Here is a 26,490-nt window from a genome sequence, read left to right as displayed (position 1 = left end):
AAAAGGCAAATTAAATCATCCATAGTTCTCTTACAGTTAAAAATGAGACTTAAGTCTTTTGAGAATATTATCCACAATTTTGTGGGAGATAAAGTTGTGAATCATAGTCTAAAAAATCGAGATTTTCCTGATGTTAATCAATTTTGGGTGTGAAATTGAACTGTAATTAGCTATCAATAAACAACGATTCATTTACTTGCGGTTTTAAGCCAGTTTTTGACATAGATTACTGTTTCCTCAATGACTGAAACGGCTTGTTTATAGAGTTTATCGAATAGTTCTCGTTGACCTGATTTCCAGTAGCGCTCTAAATATTGGCAGGCATATTTCATGCGAATTGTACCCACATACACTGCGCCACCTTTTATTTTGTGCGCGAGTTTTTCGACTTGCTCATAATTCTGAGCAGCAAAGGCAGTTTGCATTTTAAGAAAGTCTTCGGGGACTGCTTTGTCGACTAGGTTTTCTAATAAATCAATAAGAATTGATTTAGATCCTAAATTTTTTAATGCTTGTTCAATTTCAAGCAGTGGATATTGCTCTAGCTCAAATAATTCTTCTTCGGTATCGGGTAAATCAAGTTTGGCTAAATTTTGAGGCTCTACTGCAGCTTTTTCTTTTCTAATAAATCCATTAAGAATATTGGATGCATGGTTTTGTGTAATGGGTTTTGACAAAACTGCATCCATACCTGCCTCAACACAACGTTGCTTATTTTCCTCTGCTGCATGTGCTGTTAGAGCCACAATTGGAACATGATCTGAATCCTTCTCTCTTTTTCTAATTTCTCTGGTTACTTCATAACCATCAGCTCCTTGACCAAGCCCTATATCCATAAAGATTAAATCATAGTGGTTGAGATTAACTTTATTTAAAGCTTCTTTTCCATTGGATGCCAAATCAACTGCACAGTTCATTGAAGAGAGGATGGTTTTCACTACTTTTTGAGCAATAACATTGTCTTCAACGACTAAAACTTGCGTTTTCTTACTGGTTCCTTCTTTATTTTTGTTATCTTCAGTGGAGTTAGAGTTAGAGGGTAGACTGTGTTCTTTATATGAAGGAAAATGGTTATCAATATCGGTTGCATCGGCTAATAAGGGCTCTTGCAAAGGAATAATGCAAGTGAAAGAAGTACCTACACCAACTTGACTATTCACTGAAATTTCAGCCTCTAATTCATCAATAAATTGCCGGACTATGTATAAACCTAAGCCTGCTCCTTTATAAATGCCTTTATAGGAAGGAGTAAGTCGCTTAAATTGCAGGTAAATATCCTGTTGTTTTTCTGGGGGTATGCCAATTCCAGAATCACTCACCTTTATTCGGATGATTAACTGTCTGTCATGTTTTTTAGCTAAATCAGCCGTTAGGGTAACATGACCTGCATTTGTAAAATTAAGTGCGTTTCCAACTAACTCTAGGATAACTCGATGAATCCTGATTTTATCGCCAATGACATATTGTGGAAGATTTTCATCGACAAGAAAATGAAGCTGTAATTTTTTTGCTTTTGATTTTGCTAAATTAAGATCGATGACATTCTTTAATAAAGCTTTTAAATCAAATTTTTGCCTAAGCATCGGGATTTCACCAGAGCTTACACGAATTGCTTCTAACACATCGTCCATTAAATCCAATAAAGCATGACTGGATGCAATTAAATTGTCAGCATATTCTTGCGTGTGTTGCTCTTTTGACTCGCTTTTAAGAATTTCAGCAAAGCCAACAATTCCAGAAAGAGGGGTGCGAATATCATGACGCATGTTTTCAAGAAACTCAGTTTTAGCAAGACTTGCAGCTTCAGCTTTTTTTTGAGCGTTCACTAAATCATGTTCTAATATTTTCTGCTCAGTGATATCCATTGAGGTACCGATTATGCCAACAATCTCATTTTTTTCATTATATAAAGGGCTTTTGATGGTGAGTTCGGTAATGATCGAGCCGTTTGCTAGTTTTGCTGTTTCTTCCCTCTTATAGGTTTTATTCTCTCGCATCACTTCTAAATCGAGGTCGCGCCACTCTTGAGCGAATTCTTTCCAGCACAAATCAAAATCTGTTTTCCCTATGATATGCTCAGGCCGCTCAAAACCTGCCATTTGAGCCACAAATTGGTTACATCCCATGTAGTGGCCTTCGGTATCCTTCCAATAAATGGCGCCAGGTAGGGTGTTTATGATGGTATTGATGTAGGTTTTTAATGCTTCATTTGTTCTATTTATGAGCGTCAATATAACCACATAGATTGTCCCTGTATAGGAAGCCGATAGCATGTATTCTCGGTGTAGCTCCTTGTCGCTAAATTCTGAATGCTCAAAAAAAGATGCAGTTGCCCGTTGAATTAGATTCAATACCCTATTTGTATCAAGATGTAAGAACTCTAGTGCTTCTGTAAAAGATTTTTTATCGTAAGAAGAGAGTTTTAAAAGAGCTTCTTGGTTGGTTTTAAGAATAACTTTTTGAATAATATGGTTTTTATCGATAAAGAAAACAATTTTTTCAGACTCTTTAGGGGAAGAAAGAAAAAATAGGCTATCAAGGCTTTTTATCACTGATTGATTAATTGGTGCATGATTGTCCATCAAAAATCCTTAACTTTTTCATTACCCAGTGATGATGCGAGTAAAGTTTCGATATAGGATGCCACTTTTTCCATGGTATTATGCTGATGAAATTCATGATAAGTCATGTGAAGATGAAATTTCTCATTGATTGTCGCCAAAAAATAATACATGGATAAAGAGGATATTCCATGAGTCCAAAATTCTTCTGTAATCAACGCATTGTCACCTGTAATATTAAGCCACATTTGCTTTAGTTGTGATAGCACTGAACCTTTATCTTGATTATAAGTATAGGCTTTCGGTAGAGATAATTTTTTTTTGTCCAGTTTACCGTTCACCGTTTGAGGCCATTTTTCAACCCATATATAGATAGATGGATTTACCCAGGCCATAACATGTTTTTTGACATTCATCTTGATGTGATCAAAATAGAACTGTTGAACCCATGGGCTAAAAGGTTCTCGGCAATAGGGGTGAAAAGAGTCAATTTTCTCTTTTTCAAGAGGGCGTATTAATGATGGGTTATCAGAGAGGGGAATGAATAGCGCTTGTAAATACCCCTGTGGTGCATTACTTTGATATTGAATAAAGGTTTCATAACCTTCAATTCTATGGTGCAATAGTGAAGAGATAAGTTCCTTCTTTTTATCCTCCAAGGGGAAAGTGAAATTTTTTAGTAGGCTATTAATGGATAAATTTTCGCACAGATTATCAAGATAATCATAAGGGATGTTTTGGATTTTTATCGGTTTTGGTTCCTGATTGATTAAACTACTTAAGTCATTTTCATCACTTAATTCATTGAACCCTTTAATTTGGTATTCAACTTGTTTCACTTCTTTTTCAATGTGTAGTATTACATCATAGCGAAAATAATTAAGCTCATTTAGATAAGTACCCTGTTTAACATTAATATCAACCCAACTTATGCGCTTAACTTGTTCTTTTAATGCATAAAAGAATAGGGGGGATAGAACAATTTCAGCATCTCTTGATTTGTAAAATAAATGGGACGGGCATATTTCAGTGTTTTCGGGATGATGACAAAAATGTTTAATTGTAAGAAACACATCTAACAACTCGAGTGAGCGCACATCACCAATCAGTACAGAACCACCTGGTTTTGTGGCTTTGATGAGTTGTTTTAGTGAATCAACCAGTGATTTTATACTGGGCAAATATTGAATTACTGAATTAACAATAATACAGCTGTATCGATTTATTTCATGAATATTAATAATGGATTCGAGTTTAAAGCCAATTTTGGCTAATTGGGCTTTGGGAACTATGGATTTGACATAATCGATTGCTTTCTGGGAGATCTCAACTAATGTGACTTGCTGTGCTTTTGGTAGATAGTCTAAAAGTAAACTGCCAGTACCACACCCAACTTCAAGCACATCGCTTAAGTCTGCATTGTGAATATATCGTTTAATATTAATATAGGATTCAGCAAGTTCCTCTGGTTCAAACACTTTCCCTGTAAAAGAGTTTTGCCAACCGCAAGTATTTACAATCTTATTTTCAAATTTTTTTGCATTAGTATAGGCTTCATCATAGATTTTTTCCATGTAAAAAGAGGAGTCTTCACTGACAATATGAGAATCGTGAGAAAAAAAAGACTCTTCATCAATTTCGACATAAGCGGCTAATGTTTTGTAATAATCGTTATGCTCGTGAATTTTTACAACAGCTTTTTTCACAAAAATTTCTTGTTCAATGGTTGATTCGATTTCGCCTGCTTCAATGCGAATACCCCCAAATTTTAATTGATCGTCTTTTCTCCCCACATAGCAAATAGTGTCGTTATCTGTTTTGATAACGAGATCACCTGTTTTATAAAAGCGGTCATTTTCGTCAAAAATAAATTTGCTATGAGTCCGTTCTTCATCATTCAAATAGCCTCTCGCGACACCCAGTCCACCAATATAAAGTTCGGCTTCGGCCTGGTCGGAATCCTCCTCGTACACAAGTTTAAGACTAGTGTTTGCAACAGGTTTTCCTAAAGGCACAGATTCTGTGGTTATTGGATGTTTTAAATGATAAATCATTGACCACATGCTAGTTTCGGTTGGTCCGTAAACATTCCAAACATTTCCTTTTTCATAATGAAGTTTTAAAGCAAGGCTAGTTTTAAATTTTTCACCGCCTACTAAGAGTCGTGTTAACCCATTATTTGTCCAACCATTTTTCAATAATATTTCCCAAGTCAATGGTGTCGCTTGCATAAAGCTGATCTCAAAGTTCTTAAGGTATTGTTTTATCCTTTTTCCATCTGCAACAACGCCGTGTTCGGTAAGAACAATAGAAGCACCAAGGGTTAATGGCATTAATAATTCTATTAATGAAATATCGAAAGTGTAATCAGTAATTGCAAGAAATAAATCATTATTTGATAAAGACAAGGTTTCAATTAATGAAAAAAAGAGGTTCATCATTGATTGATGCTCAATTAAAACGCCCTTTGGCTTTCCCGTTGAGCCAGACGTATACATGACATAAGCAAGGTCATTGCCATCATAGACCATATGAAAACCGTTATTAGTGTCAGAATAAAGCTCTTCGGGTGAAATTTTCTTAACTCTTTCTGGGATCTTAAATTGAGTAGTTGCATCGCAAAACAGCAGCTTTGATTTTGTTTCTTCTAAAATATACTCAACACGAGAACAAGGAGATGAGGTGCTTATTGGCAGAAAGGCGCACCCTGATTTTAATATACCGACCATGGTTATGAGCATGTTAGGCGTTCTTTCCAAGATTAAAGGAATAATCGTTTCTTTAGGTAAACCAAGCTTGGAAATTTCATTGGCGATGTTATCAGATAAGTGATTTACCTTTTTATAACTAAGTACTTCCTTTCCAAAGTAAATTGCTGGTTTATTTGAATAATTCTTAACGGCGAGAGTAAAAGCACTAATAAAATGGTTCAACATTATCCCATTCCTATTGGTTAATTTTATTTTATGATGATAATTTTATCATCAATTTCAGTTATATTTCTGTTTTGATAGATAGAAAATGTAACTATTTGTAAAAAAATGCATTTCTTTTTCAGACACAACATAGGCTAAACTTTACACAATAATGCCTAAGGATGAATGCAATGGAGTTGCGTATTCTACTTGTTCAAGCAAACGGGATAATCCAAAAAGTTGAGAAAATGCTTTTGGAAAATCAGGATGCTAAAGTGGATATTGCCATAAATGGCAATATTGCCTTACAAAAGGCTAGTGAAAGTTTGTACGATGTCATTGTTGTAGATCCTGATCTTGAGTATGGATTTGATGGATTTGAAGTGATTCTTGCCATAAGAAATCATACGATCAACACAAAAGCCCAGTTCATAATAGTAACTTCTTATAAAATTCCGTCTTATGTTTTAAAAGCAATCGAGCTTAATATCAATTGGTATATTATAAGACCAATGACCACTTCTATTGTAAAAGCAGTAATTCATTGGATTACCGAGCAGAAAGAAAGAGAACCTTGCTTTATTGTTTACAATCGTCATTTGCTGAAACCTTTTAAATAATCAAGAAACAGGGACTATATTCCAAATATAGGCTTAAGTAGTTGGACAATCATTGGTGGAGTGATTTTCAAGAGAAGGCAGAACTTAAAACTTAAGATTTTAGCGTGCTGTTTGCGGTCGTAAGTAATGGATTTGTTATCCTCAAGCGATTAATGACTCTTTTTAGTTATTAGTTAAAGGATATGGTTTGTTTCAATCAGCTTTTTTTGATCGGTTTATTTTTTATATCAGCAGATGCAATTTGAATAAAATTATTGAAATTTAGTGTGACACATTATATATTTTCTGAGGTTTTTAAACACATATACCTCGGATGTAGAAATTGAATGGATGCCTCAGAATTTTGCAAAGCTATAAAAGAAGTTTTTAACAGTCTGCAGAATGTAGATAACTCATCGGAACAATACCAAAAAAATTATTATTTTCTGACCGAATTGGAGAGGCTTCTTATAAATGATTCAATGGAGGAATCGCTTAAGATGACAAGCGCTTCCATTTTATTTGAGGGGTATTACCGCCATTTAGACATTGATAATTTTATTTTAAAACGAGCGTTAAGTGCTATTAAAGCTAAAAGGTGGGAGCAGCATTTTGGTACACCTACAGTTACCTTTCTTTTGTCATATAAATCCCAAATCGATTTAACGAAACAATTGTTCGATGAATTTTCAACTGTTTCACAGCCAAAACATGATCTTCCCTGGCTTGTTAAAGAAATGAAGGATTTTGCTGTTGATAATGAGAATGGCGTAATAATCGATCCTAAAAGTATTTCTCGAATAGAAGTACCAGGAAAAAATGAATTTACAGGCATTTTTACTAAGACACTTAACCCTTTTGGTGGTTTTACTACTACACCATGTGATCCTGTTTCTCAGCAATTTATTCAGCATGCAGCAATTGCTTCAAAATGTGGAGGTAAAGTTCTTGAAATTGGAGCGGCTTTTGGTGCTGCAACTTTGGAAGCTATAGCAAAAGGTGCAACGGTTTTTTGTAATGATATAGAACCAGCCAATTTAGCTGTGGTACGAAGGCGTTTCATAGAAATGAATGAAGGACAAATCGAATCCATAACTGGAGATAGCAACAAGCTTGTTCTTATCCCGGGTGCACTCCCTGAAGAGCTAATGGGTTTACCTGAAAGATTTTTTGACGCAATTCTAATTTGCCGTGTTTTACATTTTTTTAGGGGTACAAAGATAGAGGAATCGCTATTTCTTTTATCAAAATTATTAGCCCCAGGTGGAAAAATATACATTGTCTGTGAAACTCCCTATTTAAAAAACTGGCAACGATTTCTTCCTGAATTAAATAGAAGAATCGAAAGCGGTGTAGAATGGCCTGGTGAAATTACCAATCCAGCAGAATACGAAAGTAGTGGTAGAGCTGCATCATTACCTAAATTTGTCCACTGGATTACAAAGGAAGTGCTAGAGCGGAGTTTATCTAGAACAGGCTTCGATATAGAACATTCCGCTTATATAAATAGACAGGGTCAATTCCCAGAAGATTTACTACTACCAGAAGAGGGTAAGGAAAGTGTTGGTGCAATAGGAGCTATTAAATTATGAGTCAAAAAATAAGTTGGTATAATTGGTTATTCTTAATGTTTAAGGAATTTGTTGCAGAAACCACAAATAGGTCTCAATATGAGATAGTAGATATTTATGAATGTAAAAAAACGGGTTTTACAAAAGCAGTAGTAAAGTTATCTGAGAGACATACAATAGAAAAAAATATCAGCGATATTGTACTTGATAATGAACTTATTGAAGGATTAGATACTAAAACTGTTCGTACCCTTACATTTATGGCTACCGTTGAAAATTTAAAACCGGACTATTCTATTGTAGTACAGCAAATGACACCGGAAGTAGACGAGTATCTTCTAGTAATAAAGTCCAAAAAAAACCGAACAACAACTAAAAAATCACCGTCTGAATTGTCGAGGGATAAAGATATTATTGCTAAATTCGATCCTGTTGAAGCTAATAGAATTGGATATATGGCAGGTGTTCGAGAGACAACAAAAGAATATCAACTCATACAGAGAAAAAGTTAGGAGTTATTTTTGGGTAACGCAGTACTAGAGACTTTATCACGTAGGAAGCAATACAAATATCCTTATTTTTTCTTAGGATTATATCTAATTTTTTTATTATCTACCGTATGCTTGGCAGGTAAAATAATCCAAATAGGGCCAATGCTAGTTCCTGGAGGTATTTTCGTTTTCCCCATCACTTTCTGCATATGTGATATTGTGGGAGAAGTATATGGCTATGCTTACCCAAGATTATTCATCTGGATAGGTGTTTTAGCGGAATTCATTTTCTCTTTTATAGTTATAACTGTTTCCCACTTATCCTCCCCAAATTTTTTTAATGATGCAGAAGCCTATCAAATTGTGTTCGACCCTACTATACGATATGTAGGGTCAGGCTTGATAGGGTTGTTAGTTGGTGAATTAACTAACGTCTATTTGCTTGCGAAATGGAAGATTTTTTTAAAAGGGAAATTTTTCGTATTTAGAAGCTTACTATCAACAGCGTTTGGCCAAGCACTTCTCACCGTGATTGTAGATATTTTGAATTATTTTGGAAAAATGGCAGAACATAGCTTAGGATGGATGATGGTTTGTGGTTATTTTTGGAAAATGTGTTCTGCACTAATTATGGCTTTTCCAGCCTGGTTACTTGTAAGGTATCTGAAGAAAGTTGAACATATAGATCATTACGACATTCACACAAATTTTAATCCATTTATGCTTAATTTAGATGATAACAATGACTGTGCTGCCCAGCCTGTCAATATTGAATCCTCGCTTCAATAAGGACTCCAATAATCTTATCAATAGTCTTACGTAGCTTAATGAGTTTAAAATTTCCATCTTCTAAATTCTGTTTAAGATAGAGTTCGTTATTTTCAGTAAATAGTCTATTAAATAGAATATTATTATTTTCTTCGATATACGCTATGACAAAATCTCTATCTTGTGGGACCTTACCCACATCAAAAATTAAAAGGGTATTTAAAGGAAACAAAGGCTCCATGGAAGAATTTTTTACAATTACCGCAAAAGAATCTGGGGCTATTCTTTTCTCTAACAATATTTCTTTTGAATATTTAATTTTGTCTTTATCATTCGGCCAATGCTTTAGCGTATCCCACTCTATAATAGGGATAGTTCTGAGCTGTAAATCCTCTTTGATATTCTCAGGAATAACTTGAGGCAACTCCTCTTCTCCAATTAACTGTTCGATTGAGACAGAAAAATAATTAGATAGGGCTTCTAAAGCTTTTTTCCTGGGGTTTTTTGTAGACCCATATAACATGTGGTGGATCGTTGGCTGCGGGATATTAGTTAACCTTGCCAACTCGCTAACAGATAGATTCCCATGGGTCCGCATTAATTGTTTTAAATTACTACTTAGGGTTGATATGGTCATTACTAATTCACAATATGAATAAAAGTATTCAAAAATAAATTGACAAGCTTAATAGGAAAAGTATAAATTACCCTTATAACGAATAAAATTATTCATTTAAAGCTAATAATTAGTTCAAAACAAGAATAATTTTGCTCAATAGTAGCATGGATTATCACTCCCACAAATAAGAGTTTTTTAAAAATCAGGGAGATAATCTTAAGGATTGGAGAAAATAGGGGTTTTGAATGGAAAACACTTCTAAGTTGCACATTTACAGAGGAATAATCCAGTATTTACTTGAATCAACAAACTACACTTTAAAAAATATTGCAGATTTATGTGATACCTCAATTAAAAATATTCACTCTATTTATTGCGATGAAATTCTTCCTGCGAATTTTGCCTCAGAATTAAAATTAATAAAACTGTACGAGTTCATATTGCTGCTAAAACCTAAAGCAATATAGATGCTGAATAAACAAGGATGGATATAACGGAGTTTAATTATGAATTGGGTAAAGCTAAAAAAATATTGCGAAATATCGGGGGACACTTCTAATGCAGTTCACGCCAAACGAAAGCGAGGTATGTGGTTAGATGGTGTACAATGTAAAGTGGGGCCCGATGGTAACATATGGATTAATTTAGTTGAGGTTGAACGATGGGTGGAAAACGGCAACAAAGCAACGAATATCCGGTTGCGCGTGGGATAAGTGTTCGAGGGTTAGATTCCAGTAAATGCATTAGAATTGATTTTACGTATCGTGGTGTTAGATGTCGTGAAACTTTAAAAATTGAACCAACCAAAGCAAATATTAAATATGCCGAAAGGTTGAGAGGTGAAATTCTAAACGCCATTAGTCTGGGTACTTTTAATTATCAGGATTATTTCCCAAATTCTCAAAGGTCAAAAATGTTTGGCTATTCAGTAGTGAAATCTACTGTGGGTGAGTTGCTCAAAGAATATATGGAAATTGCTGAAAAAACACTTGAGCCCAGTACTTTTAATGGCTATAGAAAAGCATGTGAAGCACATTTATACCCAGCATTTGGCAATATTCCTATAAAAGATCTGTCATCTATGATCATTCGTAATTATGTGACAAAACTCGAATTGACGCTAAAAACAATACGAAATATTCTAACCCCATTAAGAAATACTTTAGATCAAGCATTAAATGATGGAATGATTACATCAAACCCTTTAGATAGATTGGTTTTATCTAAGTTAGTTGATAAAAAAACTCGCATCAGTAATTGGGAGGTAGATCCATTTAATCAGGAAGAAATTAAAGCCATTCTTTCGGAGGCTAAAGATCAAGCAAGGAATCTATTCCAATTTGCTTTTTATAGCGGTTTACGTACTTCTGAGCTTATTGCTTTAGAATGGGGCGATATTGATTGGTTAAATGGGATTGTAAGGGTATCAAGGGCCGTGGTTCTTAAAAAAGAAAAAGGCACTAAAACAAAATCAGGTCAACGCGATGTGCTTTTACTTCCGCCAGCATTAGAAGCTCTGCAAAATCAAAAAAAATTTACTTTCCTTGAAGGGACACGTGTTTTTTATAACCCTCGCACTAACACAGCTTGGGAAACAGACGGCCAAATTCGAAAAACCTGCTGGGCTCATATTTTAAAAAAGGCAGGAGTTCGCTACCGCAACCCATATCAGACTCGCCATACTTATGCTTCTATGATGCTTTCCGCTGGCGAAAATTCTTTATGGGTTGCGAAGCAAATGGGACATAAAGATACAGAAATGATTATTAAAAATTATGGTAGATGGATTCCTGACACATCAACCATAGCAGGATATACAACAGTGAATGAATGGGTCTCACCATTGTCTAGCATGGCAAACAAGTAGCATTATCATTCAGCACCTTTCCATGACTCACCTGGCAAAGAGGAAAGAAGCTTCTCTTTTACATGCTTCGCTGCATCATTAATGTCCCAGTTTAAACCAGACACCAACAACGGCTCCATATCACGAATAAAAAGTTCAGATGACATTTTTTGCGCTATATTTTCTTCAAATTGAGCCTTGCTAATGGTAAGGTTTTGTTGCTGTACATAATGCTGGAAAATTCGGACAATTTCTTGATGATTACATTCAATCTGGCTATCCACATACCACAGGTCAAATAAATCTCTTCCCTTTTTTCTTTGATACAGCGCACGCAGTTTAGTTCCAAGCAATTCTTCCAACTGATAAGTCAAAATTTTTGCTTCACCACTAAACCAGTCAGATGATATGGAAAACAATTTTTGATGATGAGCCAGCACTGTAAAGTGTTCCTGGGTATTGATTTCTATCTTTAACTTCATAGGAATGGCTGGCAATCCCTCAGCCACATAACGATAGGTCAAGGCGACCCTACCTTGAGAGCGTTTACTGTTTGGCTTTCCTAACCAAGGATCTAAATGGGTGCGAATGGCATCTAAGACAGGGCCGACGGGTTCTGATTTTAATTGAACCAAATCAATATCCTCAGAGTATCGCGCTGGTTTATCTATAAATAATTTATACAGAGCAGTGCCGCCTCGAAATGCTATCGATTCAGCGATAAGCGGATCATTAAATAATTCAACTAAGGCTCGACAAATTATCAGATCTTGTTCTATCTGACGTTCAAAAGCCCACGGAGCATGGGCCTGCCATTGTGTTATAAATCGTGTGGGAATCATAAATCACTCTCTAACATTTCATTTTGAATTACTTTCCATCGTTTATTAATGGGTTTATCCATATCCTGATTCGTTATTTTGGGCACCAATGCCACAGCACGAATAGTTCGTTTTCGCAAAATAGTTTCTATGACCATAGCAAGTTCATCTAATTGTCCAGCTTCAAACATAAATCCAAGCCGTTGCAACTGTGGTGATGAAGGTAATTGATTTGCTAAGCGCTCTAACGCCTGTGGTTGTATTTGCTCGGCAAGTTCTTCCAGTGTAGTCAAAACATTACTTAGCCCTCCGCAATACATTGGATAGTTAGCCAGATCCAATGCTGTCGCTTCTGGACTCGATATTTTTACATAGCCTTTAGGTGTATTAAAATTTTTCGTCGGAATGTCATAGATATTTTTTCTAGCAATAAACTCAACTCGTATTTGCCCGCATTGAATTTTTTTTCGGTTTTTGGGAACAAGCACTTGAAAAGTTTGAGCTTGCTGATGTGAGGCGCCATAATATTGAGCAGCACTTAAAAGACCAACATAATAAGGTATTTGCAAATAAGTCATTAAATCAGGAATAAACTGGTCGGGTGGGAGGCAGCCCGGACGTTGAAATTCAGGTGGGACAATAATATGAAATCCCCGATGAGGTGTAGCAATAACACCCTTTTTTTCAAGACGAGTAATCGCAGCCCATACCGCTGTTTGTGACATTTTAAGTGCATGCATCATGTCGTCTGTTGTAAAACAGTGTTGGCCTTGGGCGGCTAAATGATTCAAATAATTCGTTGTGTTCACAATGACCCCAATGCAATCCACTTTATATACTTAACACTTTTTGTTAAGTTTAGAGAGTATATTGCATGAAATCAAGAATGTATCTCAAATTAAGATGTTTAAACTTGAGATCACAGATTGTGATCTTAGGTGAAGGTAAGGAGTGTCAAAAAAGCCCCATTTACGCCCCAAAATTAGTAAGAAATAAGTTAAGCCCATAAAAATCAATTGGTTATGAAAAATTGTCGCGGGTTCAATTCCCGCCGCCTCCACCAATTATTCAAACCATCAAAGACCACTAAAGACCATCATAAACCCTTGTAAATCAATGAGTTAAACCATAATTTTTCATAATTGAAGTTGTCTTTTGTGGTTTCTCGTTGGCTCAAAAATCACCCAAAATATGCCCAAAAATTTTAGAAAAGTACCCAATATCTGCCCAAAAGCTGGATGGAAAAAAGATGAAAAATTGCAATTTAGCTACCTTTATTTTTGTTTGCATCAAAATTGGAACGCACGGGTGAGTATTCAATAGACTGAATCAAAGAATTATTTATGAACACTATATGGTCATTATTTTTAACTAGTATTCCTGTAGAAAGATTAGCTAATATTTTAGATTGATAAATTTGCATGTTTGTTAAAGTTATCTGCTCAAGATTTTTAGTTGAGTAGTACTTGAAATATCCTGACATAAATCCCAAAGAGTATACAATAACCATTAGGTTAATTATTATTTTTAATATTATAGGAACAATTGGTAAAGATTTTATAAAACTCAAAAAGGACAGAAAAGCAAGAAAGGAAATCAATAAAGTGAATCCCTTAAATGCAATAGTCGATAAAAGTATAAAGAAAATAATAAATAAAAATATAGAGTAAACAACATCAGAAGTATGAATTTGAACTTTTTCCTCAGTATTTTTAGAATATTGATTTAAATCACTAGAAAAACTAAACAACATTTTTAATATAATGCCTACCAATATTCCAGATAACGCAATTGGTAAATTAGACAAATTCCATTTGTTATATCTATAACTGTCAATGGAATAGAAGAGGGCGGAATTCCTAAACCATAAAAATATCCAAGATAATAAATTAGAGATAAAACAAATAAAAAGGCTGTCAGGTATGACATAGTGATATTATCTTTCGAGAGTGTTCATCTAACTGTGTCACCTCATTGATTATCTAAGTCTCAGGTTCATACGGTCTTCAAAATAAATATGAAGCTGAGACGCGATAAGCGCCCAATTGTGCATGGGCTGACTCCATTTTTCCAGTACTTTTTGGCAGGCACAATAAATAAGCTTTATCAGTGCGTTTTCACTAGTGAAAGCGCCTTTGTTTTTGGTGTACTTGCGAATTTGGCGATGGAACCCCTCTACGATGTTCGTGGTGTAAATGATACGTCTTAGCTCTTCGGGGTATTTGAAGTATTGAGACAAAGCCTCCCAGTTATTATTCCATGACTTCATAACTGCTGGGTATTTCTTGCCCCATTTCTCCTCTAGTTCAAGCAAATGATGCTCAGCTAAATCTTTGCTAGAGGCCTTATACACAAGCTTTAAATCAGCCATGAATGCCTTTTGGTCTTTACTAACAACATACTTCAGGGAGTTTCGTATTTGGTGAACTACACATAGTTGGATTTCTGTTTTAGGAAAGACTTCAGCAATAGCTTCGGGAAAACCCTTAAGTCCATCGATACTCGCAATAAGAATATCTTCTACCCCTCGTGCTTTAAGGTCATTTAAGACACCAAGCCAAAACCGCGCGCCTTCAGTTTCTGACAAATAAAGCCCTAAAATATCTTTCTTGCCCTCAGGAGTAACGGCAAGGACCGTGTAAAATGCCTTACTTGTGACTTTGCCCTCAACACGTACTTTAAAATGCATCGCGTCTAAAAAGGCAATAGGATATATAGACTCTAAAGACCTATTGCGCCATTCGGTAATCATAGGCAACAATTTATCCGTGATGAGGCTTATTTTAGCTGAGGATACGTCTAGACCATACATTTCAGCCAGGTGCTCACTAATGGCTTCATAGCTCATACCTAGGGCATATAAGGCCAGCACTTTATTATCTAATGACTCATTCAATACTGTTTGGCGCTTCTTAACAATTTCAGGCTCAAAAAGTCCTTCTCTGTCCCGTGGAGTGTCTAATTCAAAAATACCAGTTGTAGATTTCATTAACTTGGATGTTTTGCCATTGCGACGATTGGTTAGGCCTGAATCATGACAATCAGAAATGTGAGCCTCCATTTCACCTTCTAAGGCTGCTTCAAGAAGCTCTTTGATCAGAGGAGTTAAGATACCGTCTTTACCAGTAAGGGACTGGCCAGACTTTAATTGCGTTAAGGCTTCAGACTTAAAATCATTGAAATCAAAATTGGATAAATCTATCTTTTTATTCTTACTCATGGGCACCTCTTTTAAGTGTTGAAATTATAACAAGTTAAAAGAGATGACACAGTTATTTAAACACTACCTATCTTTCATATAAAATTCCTTTTTTCTGGCTCTAGAGATCCACTCTCAGATATTTCATCTTTAACAAATTTAATTAAAAGTAGTAATAGATCAAACCAGATCTTACTGCCAATCTTTTTTGATATTTTAGTGCTTAAGATACGAAATCCATTTTAATCACAGATAAAAAATAAATTTCATAATCTTTGGCTCCACTGATCACTCAAAGCAGCTGCTTGATCCATAACCAAATTGATTGCATCAGCTTGCTTATCTGGTGGATATTTATATCTCCGTAATATAATGCGAATTAAGTTGCGCATTTTTGCTCTGACACTATCTCTCTTTTGCCAATCTACACTTATACTATTACGTAGTTTTAGTGTTAACTCTTGGGCAATTTTCTTTAAAGTTTCATCACCCAACTCTCGGATAGCGCTTTCATTTTCAGCCAGTGCATCATAGAAAGCGAGTTCATCATCATTTAACCCAAGATCTTGGCCATGCTGTGTTGCTTTAGCCATGTCCTTAGCCATTTGAATCAACTCTTCGATAACCTGTGCAGTTTGGATTGCACGGTTGTGATACTTGTTCATTGATGCTTGTAGCCGTTCACTGAATTTCTTTTCCAGAATCACGTTGCATCGGGTCTTGGCTTTGATATTGTCATTGATGAGTTTTTCTAATAACTCAACTGCCAGGTTTTTATAGGGCATGTGTGCAACATCTTCCAGAAACTCCTCTGACAAAATACCAATATTCGGTTTATCTAATCCTGCTAATTCGAAAATATCTTCTACACCTTCAGAGATAATTGCATTATCAATGATTTGTTTGATAGCGGCCTGCTTATCAATGCCTTTTCGATTAGAGCGAGATGCTTTTTGGATAACCGACTTGATTGCTTGAAAAAATGCAACCTCTTCGCGGCATATTCTGGCTTCGTCTGTTGTGGCGCATAGGCTAAATGCTTTTGATAAAGCGAGAACCTCATCTAAATAGCGTTTTTTTCCATCATCCAAACCAAGAATATGGTTGGCAGCAGGAACCAGAAGTTGATGAGCATTAGTTTGATAGGCAGAATAATCAAAGCTATGATACATATTGCGAACAATATCTAGACGCTTTAAAAATTCAGCCAATGCTTCGGCTACGTCTACAGTGGTTCGTCCTTTGCCTCCTGAATTAGCATAATCTTTGAGTGCTGACTTAAGTTCACTGGCAATTCCAATATAGTCAACGACTACACCACCTTTTTTATCCTTGAATACCCGGTTGATTCGAGTAATAGCTTGCATGAGATTGTGCGCTTTCATGGGTTTGTCGATGTACATTGTATGGGCGCAGGGGGCATCAAAACCGGTGAGCCACATATCACGAACGATCACTAGTTGCAGCTCATCGTCTGGATCCTTAAACCTTTTTTCAATGTCTTCTTTAATTTTTTTAGAATACAAATGTGGTTGCATGATGGTATCGTCACTTTTTGTACCTGTCATGATAATTTTTATTTTACCTTTGAGGGGATCCTCACTATGCCAGTCTGGGCGCTCAGCAATAATGACATCATACATGCGAACGGCAATATGTCGGCTCATCGCAACAATCATCCCTTTACCGCGTATGGCTGCGGTTCGTTCTTCAAAATGGCAAACTAGATCATGTGCTACTTGTTTTATTCGCTGTTCAGCACCAACCAATTTTTCCAATGCCGTCCATTTGCTTTTGAATTGTTCTCGATTCGCCAGCTCTTCATCTTCAACCAAACAACTCACATCCTCATCAATTTCTTTGAGGATTTCAGAATCTAAATCAAGTTTGGCCAAACGGCTTTCATAATAGATTGGAACTGTTGCGCCATCCTTAACTGCGTCTTCAATATCATAAATGGAAATGTAATCACCAAACACAGCTCGTGTATCGCGATCTGTACCTTCAATAGGTGTTCCGGTAAATCCAAGAAAGGTCGCATTGGGAACAGCGTCTCGTAAATGTTGAGCATAGCCATATTTAAAACTACCATCGTCATCAAGCATGGCATCAAAACCATATTGACTGCGATGCGCTTCATCAGCAATCACCACAATATTTTCCCGATCTGACAGCAAAGGGAAATGCTCTTCATCCTTTTTCAAAGAAAATTTTTGAATGGTGGTGAATATAATGCCACCCGCAGGCTTGTTGCTCAGATACTCACGTAAGGCATCGATACTATCCATTTGCACCGGCTGTTGGCCAAGCAGTTGTGTTGATTTGCAAAAGGTGCCGTACAGCTGACCGTCGAGATCATTGCGATCAGTTACCACCAACAAAGTTGGGTTTTTCATTTCTGCTTGCTTGGTCAATTTGCTGGCAAAACACACCATGGAAATTGATTTACCAGAGCCTTGAGTATGCCAGACCACACCACCTTTACGGTGTTTTTTCTTAGCGGCTTCAATTACCGAATTCACAGCTTCTCTAACTGCATGAAACTGATGGTACCCAGCAATTTTTTTAATAATAGACTTGCCATTATCTTCAAATAATATGAAATACTGTAAGTAATCCAACAGCAAAGCTTTATCAAAAAAACCACGAATTAAAATTTCCAATTCATAGGACAATAAAGGTCTATCTGCTTCATCCTTGACGGTTCTCCAATACATGTAACGTTCTTCTGAGGCAGTTAGCGAACCGATTCGAGCATTAATTCCATCACTAATGATGCAAGCCTCATTGAAAATGAATAAATCTTCAATTTCCTGTTTGTAGGTTTGCAAGTCATTATAAGCCTTAAAAATATCAGCAGATTCATCCGCAGGGTTTTTTAGCTCAATCACAGAGATAGGGATACCATTGATGAAAACTACAATATCTGGCCTGCGATTCATCTTACTGCCTTTCAGCGTAAACTGGTTCACGATCAGAAAATCATTATTTTCTGGGTGATGAAAATCAATTAATTTAATCCGCTCACCTTGCCAACCATCTTCCGTTTTCACTTCCAATCCGATTCCTTGCGTTAGCATGTGGTGAAAGGACAAATTATTTTGAATGAGACTGGCTTTTTGTGGATTCTTAAGTTTCGCTATAGCTTCTTCAATAGTAGAGGCCGGCGCATTGGGATTCAACCTACTCAAGGCTGAGCTTAATCGCCTTTCAATGAGGACAGATTGATAATCTGCTCTTAATGGGTTTATGCCATCATACGCAATATCGGGACCATATAAGTAATCATAACCTAGTTCTTGGAACCATTGGATAGCCAGTTGTTCAACTTGATCTTCATTAATCATGTTTTGGTTCCAGGTTTAGATTTGATACATCTATTTGGCCAGACAGTAGTGGTGGTAATATGAGTTCTTTAATGCAAGTTAACTCGCTGATTTCTCTGCAGTTTATTTTAATTTTATTGAAAAAAGTTGAAACTATCTCTGTAAATAATTTAACAATTATTGAAGAAGGAAGTATAACTTGTTGGTTCTTCAAAATATCTGTTTTTAAATTTGTGAAAATACTACCATTACCTTTGGATATAAAGTCATTGCGAAGCTCTAAGAATAAAAAATACAAGTAGATTTCTGTAAAAAAATTAATTTTTGAGAAATATAACCACCCATCATGTATACAGGCATCTATCTCAAGAAACTTTGGAAGTCCGGGAGTTGCGCTGTTAGATAATATCAAAGAGCCTGATTTTAAATAGACTGTATTTTTTAAACCTGATTCTTTTATATATTCTTTAGTTTTAAGGATGAATGGACTTGGCTCAGCAGTTGCATCAGCTATCTTGAGCCAATGATAACCGGTGTCAACAATAAAATTTTGTATGGGGCGTGGAGAGCTGTCTCGTTTTATTTCCACTTGCGAGCCCAGTTTTGTCACTCTCCACCCATCGGGAATCATGCCCAGCTCACTTTCTTCAAATTCATTGGGAAATAAATCTAAAATCTCTCTGGAAATGCCAAGCTCTTTTGCAATTGCATTGTACTCATCCTCACTTTGAGCATTGGCCTTGGCATGAATGGGATCAAAATCCACAAACCATGATTTAAAAATGGCTTGCGCTATGGATTCCAAGGTTTGATTGATTTTTTTGTTGAGTTCGATTTTGTTGTCTAGGGTAGATAAGATGTGCGCTATTTTTTTTTGAATCGATAGAGAAGGGAAAGTTAACTGAATTTTTCTAAGTTCTGATTGTTTTATCCCTAAAACGGTGGTTCCACTGGATCTGCCATTCAGAGCACTCTGAAACTCATTCGACATCAAAAGATATTTTAGGAATGTATTATTTAAAAGATCTTTTTTTCCTCTCAATGTAATAACTCTTTGAGCTAAAGCAATTTTTCTTGAATCAAGTTGAGCAACTTCTCCTAAAGGAGCTTCAACAGTCAAAACAACATCTCCCTCCTTTGGTATACCTCTCCGCATCCAACTTTCATAATCATTTTCAGCAATAAACTCAGTGGGTGGTAGAATTTTCCCATTTTTGATAACTTTAGCCGTAATCAAAGGAATACCTGAATCTGTTTTTTTAGGAGTTTTACCTCTGTAATCAATCAATTGCTCCACGCATTCTTCAAGGGTGAGTTTAATTAAACTATAGGTCATAACCAAGCTCCGATAAATTATTTCTAATCTGCTTCTCAAGCTTGGCCGATTCCGCAAATTGCTCAGCTAATAAGGCGGTTAAACCTTGCATTTTCTCCGAAAAACTCACTCCATAATCTTTAACATCAACAGCCCCTACATATCTCCCTGGGGTCAAAATATATTCATGTTTTGCAATTTCTTCTGTAGAAGCCTCGTAATACTTTCCAGCAACATTTTCATAACCATTATTTTTACGCCATTTATGAAATACATTAGCCAATTCATGGATGTCATTATCTGAGAAAGCTCTTTGCTTGCGGTCAAGCATATATCCAACTTGTCTTGCATCAATAAATAAGGATTTGCCTTTTTGAGCTTTGTTTTTGTTTAATATCCAAATGCAAGCTGGAATTTGAGTATTACTGAATAATTGAGATGGCAAAGCCACAATCGCTTCGACCAAATCTGCTTTGATGATTGCTTCGCGTACTTCTTTTTCACCAGTAGTATTGGTGCTCAACGAACCGTTAGAGAGTACTAAGCCTACTACACCATTAGGGCTGGTGTGGTGCAACATATGTTGCATCCACGCAAAGTTCGCATTGCCCTCACAAGGCTTACCATATTTCCAACGACTGTCTCCATCCAGTGAACCATCCCACCATTCCTTCATGTTAAATGGCGGATTAGCCAAAACAAAATCAGCCCTTAAATCTGGATGCTGATCTTTGGTAAAGGTATCAGCGGGTTCTTTACCGAAGTTAAAATCAATGCCGCGAATCGCCATATTCATAGCGGCCAATCGCCACGTGGTAGGGTTGGATTCTTGCCCATAAACAGAGATATCGCCTATTTTTCCACTGTGTTCCTCAATGAATTTTTCAGAAGAAATAAAAAAACCACCCGATCCCATGGCTGGGTCATAAACACGGCCTTTGAAGGGTTCGACCATTTCGACCATCAAATTAACAATGGATTTTGGCGTATAAAACTGGCCGCCTTTTTTTCCCTCAGCAGCGGCAAACTGGCCGAGGAAATACTCATATACATGCCCAAGTATGTCTTTCGACTTCATCCCATCGTAATGAAAGGGAATGGTGGCGATCAGATCCAGTAAATCAGCCAGTTTAGCCTGATCAATCTGTAACTGAGAGAAGTCCTTTTTAAGGATTTTTTTAGCTTTGGATTTTCTGCTTCAATTAATGCCATCGCATCATCAATGAGTATCCCTGCACCTTTAAATTCACCGCCTAAGGGTAATGGTGTACCCAGTGATAAACGGATATTGTCTTGCAAATAATGCCAACGAGCAGCACGAGGAACCCAAAACACGTTTTTCTCTGTGTAGTAGTCTCTATTTTCCAACTCTTCTTTGATGATGTCCTCTTCAATATCATCTCCCAGATAATAATCATGTTCTGGATTAGCAAACGCTACGCGCAGCTCTTCTCGCCGAGTTTCAAAACTATCTGAGACATACTTAAGAAAAATAATCCCAAGCACTACGTGTTTATAAACAGCGGCATCCAAAGAAGGTAGTAATTTATTGGCAGCAGTCCAGAGCTTGGCTTCAAGGCTTTTTAAGAATTGATTTTCAGTCATAAGTTATTTTTTCCATGGTACAAATTATAATATCCATTAGTTAACATTTAACTTCTGGTATTCCTATTCCCTGCTTATTTAAATAAGCAGTTATTTATCTTCAACGCTACTTTTAGGGGTGGCAACATATTGGCCTTTGGTAAATTTATCAATTTCGTCGCGACGAAAACGCCATGCACCGCCAACCTTAAATGCAGGGATTTTCCCTTCAGCCGCATATTTGTAGGCTGTTTTTTCATTGATTTTTAAATATTCCGCTAATTCCTTGATTAGCATGATGTCATCTTTCATTGATTTTATTTTTCTTGTTTTATGGAAGATGAGAGAAAATAATGGAATTTTGAGGAAATATCAATCTTCAGTAAGAGATAATAGCCATGTGTACAATCATTATCGTGTCTTGCTGGAGTATGACTTATATCAAATATTACTCAGATTAACATGTCCGAATGTTTTGCATCACTGTTCCAATAATTTCTATTTCGAGACCATCTTCTGCTTTAATATTCGGCCAATTATCGTTTAAAGTATGCAATGCAACTCAAACTCTGGTGAGGTGTAAGATAACTTTTTATATTGGCAAATGATTGCCTCCATCTTATTGCCAATTTTAACTGCTACATATTTACTTGGTTGTGGAGATACTGCAGGATCAATGACCAATATGTCATTTAATCTGAACTCTGGCATCATACTGTCGTCCAAAATCTTCAATGCAAATGCATCAATACTTAAGTCAGGTAACAACGCCGAACTTACAGAAATAGTAATATTCTCTGATTCTTGTTGTTTTGGATGCATGTTTATATGTTTCTTTGCATCACATGCTTGACAGTGATCTAAAAGCAGAATTAGTTGGCTAGGGCTTTTTACTTCAAACTGCTTTTCATCCGACAAACACATCAAATAAGCAGGCGAAACATCTAACGCCTGGGCAAGCGATTTAATCTCTTCCGGCCCCGGAGTACGAACACCTTGCTCCCAATTAGTTAGCCGTGTTTGTTTCAAACCACCCGCAAGCTCGCCAAGAGCTTTTAACGTCAAACCTTTAGCCTTCCGTACCTCAAGAATACGTTTGCCAATTTCCTTTTTGATATTTAACTCAGTCAAGTTTACCCCTAAAAAATGAAAATCAACTATTGCAATATCACCTTTTGTGATACATGGATTTTGTGATTAATGGCAATGAGTGGGTTACCCCATATTCAGCAGCTGACTTATTTAAGAGGGATACGACCATATATGGACGTTAAAACCGGAATAGTCGGAATCAAAAGGCGCATCAGTCATCAGTCTATTTCTGAGCAACTGTATGTTGAGCCGCATCAAGGCATAAAAAGCCAGAGTTTTTCGCGTGATCAAGTTCGGCGAGCTATTTTAGGATTAGTAAGTGCCGGGCTAATCGAAGTGCAATAGCTTAGCACAAAATTGCATTTCTGTATCCCTTGGGATACAATTAACTTATGAAAGAAATAAAAAGAAAAACAATAAAGATTTACCAAAAAGATAATGGAGATTGTCCATTTATCTTATGGCTTGAATCATTGGATGCTGCAATTCGTCATCGCATTCAATCTCGTTTAGCTAGAGTCGCTATTGGAAATTCAGGGCGAGTATAAAGTTCTAGGTGATGGGATAAGTGAATTAAAATTTAAATTCGGCTCAGGTTACCGCATTTATTATACTGAGCGAGATGATGTGATTGTGCTTTTGCTCTGTGCTGGAGATAAAAAAACACAAAGCAAAGACATTAAACTAGCAAAAGAATATTTGAATGATTATTTAGAAGGAGAGAATCATGGCTAAGAGTATCAATTATCATGATTATTTAATTGAATCCTTAAAAGAACCTTCTGAGGCTGCTGGGTATTTAAATGCAACGCTCGATGATGGTGATATTGATGGTTTTTTAGAAGCATTACGCAATGTTGTAGAGGCACATGGAGGCATGACCAAGTTATCAGAAAAAGCGTCTAAGGGTAGAAACAGTTTATATAAAACAATTTCAGGTAAAGGAAATCCTTACTTAAGGAATACAAATGAGATTCTGAATGCATTGGGATTTCACTTGTCTGTTATGCCAAATGATTTTGAAGATCGGAAGAATGCTTAATCCCAATAATGCATTAGTAAACAGTGCAGCGACATTAATGGTTATATTGAATTTGCTTTAAACATTTTGGCGCGTAAACTTGCGGGTAATGCTCTGTTAACAAATTGAGGCTAAACTAGCATTATACAAAATAGATTTGGATCGTTATGTTTAATGATTTGTATCATTATTTACTCAACATAAAAAAAAGAATTGACTGAAAAATACGCTAGCGCTTCTGTGCAAGTAATAGAGAGAGCTATTTTTAATGAAAAGCAGGATAGGGCAGAGTCAACGGATCCATCCAAATATGATACATCGATATCGCTTAAATACCGAATCCGTTTAATTATTTTACGGGAGTTATATTGTGAAAAAATGCCACCTCAAGTAACTGAAAAAAGTTTAAAAAAATGGCAGGAATTAGCGCAAGCTTACACAAATTTAGAAAAGACACTCTGTAATGAAGCAGAGGCAACTCTAAGAGAGGGTAGTGAAGAAACCTTACAATCCGAAATTAGAAAACTGGAAATTTATATCCAAAAGACGGGCCTAGAGGGTAGCGTCGAAGAATCGGAGTTTTTTCCAGAGATACCTGCGAAGAGTTCAACAAGAGATTTTTTAAAACTCATTGCTGAGGTTAAAAAAAGGCATCTATCCGTTTCTCTCAGAGAATCCCAAGATTGCATCAACTCCTTGACTGAGAAAAGTGAGGAGCTTGTGAATAAAATTAAGGAAAATGAGGAAAACTTAAGTCGTTTGAAAGAGAAAGAAGGTGAGTTAAACGACAACAAGCTCTCTCTAGAAAAATCGTTTACTTGGCTTGAACGATGGGGACTTGAAGATATTAATAAGCAAGCGAATGTGTTTAAGCAATTAGTTTTTTGGGTTTACAATTTTTTTTCTTCCCAGCGTATTCAAGATAGAAGCCTTGTGCTCAGCAGGCAAATCAGAGACGCGTATTCTGCATCAACAGAAAATGTTCAGAACATTAGTAACCTTAAAAGTGAGATCAAAGAACTCAAACGCCACCATCAGAACCTGGAAAAGGATCTCAATGAAGCTAAAAAAAGAAACGCCACCGCATTAAAATTAATTACGCCAAAAAGTGAACCAACAGTCAAAGAGACAGACGAACCGTTACCAATTTATTACCCAAAGAGGTTAACATAGTCTATTGATACAGATCTTAGAAATTATCGAATGCATGCAACTGAAGGTTTTCAAAGGTTACCTGCTTTAGAAGATTCAATCTTGTATGATTATTTGAAAGCCCGGATGGCTTTTCGCTGAAAACAATATTTTTGTTCAATGTTCAACCATTTTTGCTAGCAGTGGAGCGGTCACAGTAGGGCTCCTCTCGACCAACATCAGTGTGACTTTCAAGCAATTTAGGCTTAGTGGTTATGGCTGGAGTCTCTTCTCTCAATAATAGCGTTGGTTTAGAAAGCTTTTCCATTAAAAGGTCAGGTTCATCGGTCAATAATATGATTGGTGTCCTGAATACTGCACAGATAAAAAATAGGCTTTTTAAAGTAAAAGAACATTGAGAATGTTCGCAACTTACCTTTTATAAAGAGAATTTTGAAGCAGCTATTTCTCTCTCCACAAATTCCTGTGAGTAATGCGACATAACTTTTTCCTGAAATTTTTTAGAGTCTGGCCTATCAATTATTTCAAATTCGATCTCTTTATCTTCATGGCCATAATCGATTATATCTGGGAGGTTTAAGGAAGATTTAGTAAACACTTTAAAACTGTCTCCCCATATTATATCTTGCTGAGGGGGGACATGACCTATCATCGGGCCGAATATCATCTTTCTATTATGCGTAACATCTATCACTTCTCTGGCTATCCACAATGAAGGGATAGGAAATGAACCTGGGATAACTACTTGTCGCCATTTGCCCCCAGGAGCAAAAAAAGTTCCAGTTAATAAACAAGCATACATATATTTTTTTTTATCTTTCGGAAAATGGTCATTAAAAATAGCGGCACATTCAGGCAGCAATGAAAAACAGATAGACCCTGTATTATCACCAGATCCTGTTGTTGCTATGTGGAGTGAAGAGGCGGATTTAAATCCCCCATTTTTAACCATTTCTTCGGGAGAAAGGTCGCATAATCTGTAAACAATTCTACCTGGCTTAAAGGAATCTTCCATCACGTTCGGAAAATTAGTGCGCATGACTTGCATCTTTTGTTCTTTGTAATCGATTAAATCTTTTACTTTAGATGCATCTGGCTGCATGTGAAATCTCGGGAAATTACTAGAAGACGTTGAAAAAAAACTCCTACTCGAGAGATAACCAGGTTTAAATTTTATTGAACTAAGAGTCCTTGACCGCATTGATTCTGTACCTTACTGAAATTAAAAGAGGCTAGCTGTTTATCTAGTTCTATACTGGTTGTATTAAAGTGGCCGAAAATGCTTAATTCCATCAATAGGATGGTCTATTCCCGAACTTAATCATAAAGCCATTTGAAGAAGACATAAAATATATTGCAGAAGGGAGACTGTAAAGAGTTAGATAACCATTAAAAGTCCCATTAATCGTGTAGCTAACTAATTAAATTGCCGAGACCATCTAATTGTTACCGTATTAACACGGTATTAAGAGGGTTAAAAATAAAATATAAGTGACAAATTATGTTCAATCAAGTGATTTTTTATGCTTAATTTAAATGAAATAGAAATTTTGGAAGATAAAAGTGTTGTTACTTTATGATATGAATTCCCTAGCTGAAAGTGTCGGGTG

At 36.2% G+C, this 26,490-nt stretch carries 23 protein-coding genes and 2 pseudogenes; 11 read left to right on the top strand and 14 right to left on the bottom strand.

What is annotated here, in order from left to right; genetic code table 11:
* Nucleotides 1-188 precede the first annotated feature (188 nt).
* Both LMI_RS13720 and LMI_RS13715 read right to left on the bottom strand, forming a co-directional pair.
* Nucleotides 189-2,582, bottom strand: a complete 2,394-nt coding sequence (locus LMI_RS13720; RefSeq protein ID WP_231852178.1) for a response regulator — start codon at nt 2,580-2,582, stop codon at nt 189-191.
* On the bottom strand, nt 2,582-5,497 hold the full coding sequence (locus LMI_RS13715; protein ID WP_045100290.1) for an amino acid adenylation domain-containing protein: 2,916 nt from the start codon (nt 5,495-5,497) through the stop codon (nt 2,582-2,584). The genes LMI_RS13720 and LMI_RS13715 overlap by 1 nt, the downstream gene beginning before the upstream one ends.
* Nucleotides 5,498-5,667: 170 nt before the next feature.
* Here LMI_RS13715 and LMI_RS13710 point away from each other — a divergent pair, with 170 nt between their 5' ends.
* From LMI_RS13710 to LMI_RS13695, 4 genes are all read left to right on the top strand, one after another.
* The gene (locus LMI_RS13710; protein ID WP_045100289.1) at nt 5,668-6,096 is read left to right on the top strand and encodes a response regulator; all 429 of its coding nucleotides are present in this window, start codon (nt 5,668-5,670) and stop codon (nt 6,094-6,096) included.
* A gap of 326 nt (nt 6,097-6,422) precedes the next feature.
* The gene (locus tag LMI_RS13705; protein WP_045100288.1) at nt 6,423-7,667 is read left to right on the top strand and encodes a class I SAM-dependent methyltransferase; all 1,245 of its coding nucleotides are present in this window, start codon (nt 6,423-6,425) and stop codon (nt 7,665-7,667) included.
* Nucleotides 7,664-8,158, top strand: coding sequence for a hypothetical protein (locus LMI_RS13700; protein ID WP_045100287.1), 495 nt, complete (start codon nt 7,664-7,666; stop codon nt 8,156-8,158). Before LMI_RS13705 ends, LMI_RS13700 begins: the two co-directional genes overlap by 4 nt.
* A gap of 9 nt (nt 8,159-8,167) precedes the next feature.
* Nucleotides 8,168-8,926, top strand: a complete 759-nt coding sequence (locus tag LMI_RS13695; protein WP_045100286.1) for a queuosine precursor transporter — start codon at nt 8,168-8,170, stop codon at nt 8,924-8,926.
* On the opposite strand, the gene LMI_RS13690 is transcribed toward LMI_RS13695, so the two are convergent.
* Nucleotides 8,901-9,542: a LexA family protein gene (locus tag LMI_RS13690; protein WP_045100285.1), complete on the bottom strand. Its 642-nt coding sequence runs from the start codon at nt 9,540-9,542 to the stop codon at nt 8,901-8,903. The genes LMI_RS13695 and LMI_RS13690 overlap by 26 nt on opposite strands.
* A 488-nt stretch (nt 9,543-10,030) precedes the next feature.
* On the opposite strand from LMI_RS13690, the gene xisR reads away from it, so the two are divergent.
* Nucleotides 10,031-10,237, top strand: a complete 207-nt coding sequence (gene xisR / locus LMI_RS15445; protein WP_074454213.1) for an excisionase family protein — start codon at nt 10,031-10,033, stop codon at nt 10,235-10,237.
* Entirely contained in the window at nt 10,186-11,391 is a 1,206-nt protein-coding gene (locus LMI_RS13680) for a site-specific integrase (protein ID WP_045100283.1), read from the top strand. Before xisR ends, LMI_RS13680 begins: the two co-directional genes overlap by 52 nt.
* A 5-nt stretch (nt 11,392-11,396) precedes the next feature.
* Here the strand turns inward: LMI_RS13680 and LMI_RS13675 are convergent, their stop codons facing one another.
* The 10 genes and pseudogenes from LMI_RS13675 to LMI_RS13635 form a co-directional block, all read right to left on the bottom strand.
* The gene (locus LMI_RS13675) at nt 11,397-12,212 is read right to left on the bottom strand and encodes a nucleotidyl transferase AbiEii/AbiGii toxin family protein (protein WP_052679593.1); all 816 of its coding nucleotides are present in this window, start codon (nt 12,210-12,212) and stop codon (nt 11,397-11,399) included.
* Nucleotides 12,209-13,000 carry a type IV toxin-antitoxin system AbiEi family antitoxin gene (locus LMI_RS13670; protein WP_045100282.1) on the bottom strand — a complete coding sequence of 264 codons (792 nt, stop codon included), beginning with the start codon at nt 12,998-13,000 and terminating at the stop codon, nt 12,209-12,211. Before LMI_RS13670 ends, LMI_RS13675 begins: the two co-directional genes overlap by 4 nt.
* A 455-nt stretch (nt 13,001-13,455) precedes the next feature.
* The gene (locus LMI_RS13665; RefSeq protein ID WP_143000983.1) at nt 13,456-13,998 is read right to left on the bottom strand and encodes a hypothetical protein; all 543 of its coding nucleotides are present in this window, start codon (nt 13,996-13,998) and stop codon (nt 13,456-13,458) included.
* A gap of 171 nt (nt 13,999-14,169) precedes the next feature.
* Nucleotides 14,170-15,411, bottom strand: a complete 1,242-nt coding sequence (locus LMI_RS13660) for an IS256 family transposase (RefSeq protein ID WP_045098241.1) — start codon at nt 15,409-15,411, stop codon at nt 14,170-14,172.
* 245 nt (nt 15,412-15,656) lie between these two features.
* A complete protein-coding gene (locus LMI_RS13655; RefSeq protein WP_197540463.1) occupies nt 15,657-18,737 on the bottom strand; it encodes a type I restriction endonuclease subunit R in 3,081 nt (1,026 codons plus the stop codon).
* Nucleotides 18,730-20,052 carry a restriction endonuclease subunit S gene (locus LMI_RS13650; protein ID WP_045100280.1) on the bottom strand — a complete coding sequence of 441 codons (1,323 nt, stop codon included), beginning with the start codon at nt 20,050-20,052 and terminating at the stop codon, nt 18,730-18,732. Before LMI_RS13650 ends, LMI_RS13655 begins: the two co-directional genes overlap by 8 nt.
* The gene (locus LMI_RS13645; protein ID WP_231852174.1) at nt 20,042-21,109 is read right to left on the bottom strand and encodes an N-6 DNA methylase; all 1,068 of its coding nucleotides are present in this window, start codon (nt 21,107-21,109) and stop codon (nt 20,042-20,044) included. The genes LMI_RS13650 and LMI_RS13645 overlap by 11 nt, the downstream gene beginning before the upstream one ends.
* A gap of 29 nt (nt 21,110-21,138) precedes the next feature.
* On the bottom strand, nt 21,139-21,636 hold the full coding sequence (locus tag LMI_RS15700; protein WP_231852173.1) for a type I restriction-modification system subunit M N-terminal domain-containing protein: 498 nt from the start codon (nt 21,634-21,636) through the stop codon (nt 21,139-21,141).
* Nucleotides 21,637-21,726: 90 nt separating this feature from the next.
* Nucleotides 21,727-21,927, bottom strand: a complete 201-nt coding sequence (locus LMI_RS13640; RefSeq protein WP_045100279.1) for a helix-turn-helix domain-containing protein — start codon at nt 21,925-21,927, stop codon at nt 21,727-21,729.
* Between the two features lie 145 nt (nt 21,928-22,072).
* A pseudogene (locus LMI_RS13635) lies at nt 22,073-22,746 on the bottom strand (helix-turn-helix domain-containing protein).
* Between the two features lie 69 nt (nt 22,747-22,815).
* Between LMI_RS13635 and LMI_RS13630 the strand changes: the two are divergent.
* The 5 genes and pseudogenes from LMI_RS13630 to LMI_RS13615 all read left to right on the top strand — a co-directional run.
* Nucleotides 22,816-23,049 (top strand): annotated as a pseudogene (locus LMI_RS13630) (hypothetical protein); the annotation flags it as partial.
* 50 nt (nt 23,050-23,099) lie between these two features.
* Nucleotides 23,100-23,255 carry a hypothetical protein gene (locus LMI_RS15695; protein ID WP_231852171.1) on the top strand — a complete coding sequence of 52 codons (156 nt, stop codon included), beginning with the start codon at nt 23,100-23,102 and terminating at the stop codon, nt 23,253-23,255.
* Nucleotides 23,233-23,442 (top strand): type II toxin-antitoxin system RelE/ParE family toxin, encoded by a 210-nt coding sequence (locus LMI_RS15690; RefSeq protein ID WP_231852170.1) that lies wholly within the window; start codon nt 23,233-23,235, stop codon nt 23,440-23,442. The genes LMI_RS15695 and LMI_RS15690 overlap by 23 nt, the downstream gene beginning before the upstream one ends.
* Nucleotides 23,435-23,749, top strand: a complete 315-nt coding sequence (locus LMI_RS13620; RefSeq protein WP_045100277.1) for an addiction module antidote protein — start codon at nt 23,435-23,437, stop codon at nt 23,747-23,749. Before LMI_RS15690 ends, LMI_RS13620 begins: the two co-directional genes overlap by 8 nt.
* Nucleotides 23,750-23,941: 192 nt before the next feature.
* The gene (locus LMI_RS13615) at nt 23,942-24,901 is read left to right on the top strand and encodes a V-type ATP synthase subunit I domain-containing protein (protein WP_058393268.1); all 960 of its coding nucleotides are present in this window, start codon (nt 23,942-23,944) and stop codon (nt 24,899-24,901) included.
* Between the two features lie 397 nt (nt 24,902-25,298).
* Here LMI_RS13615 and LMI_RS13610 read toward each other — a convergent pair whose 3' ends face one another.
* Nucleotides 25,299-25,982 (bottom strand): hypothetical protein, encoded by a 684-nt coding sequence (locus LMI_RS13610; RefSeq protein ID WP_045100275.1) that lies wholly within the window; start codon nt 25,980-25,982, stop codon nt 25,299-25,301.
* Nucleotides 25,983-26,490: the final 508 nt, after the last annotated feature.

Source organism: Legionella micdadei (assembly GCF_000953635.1).
In the GTDB taxonomy this organism is placed as follows: Bacteria; Pseudomonadota; Gammaproteobacteria; order Legionellales; family Legionellaceae; genus Tatlockia; species Tatlockia micdadei.
Note: the sequence above shows the minus strand (reverse complement) of the source record. Positions and strands in the feature narration are given on the sequence as shown.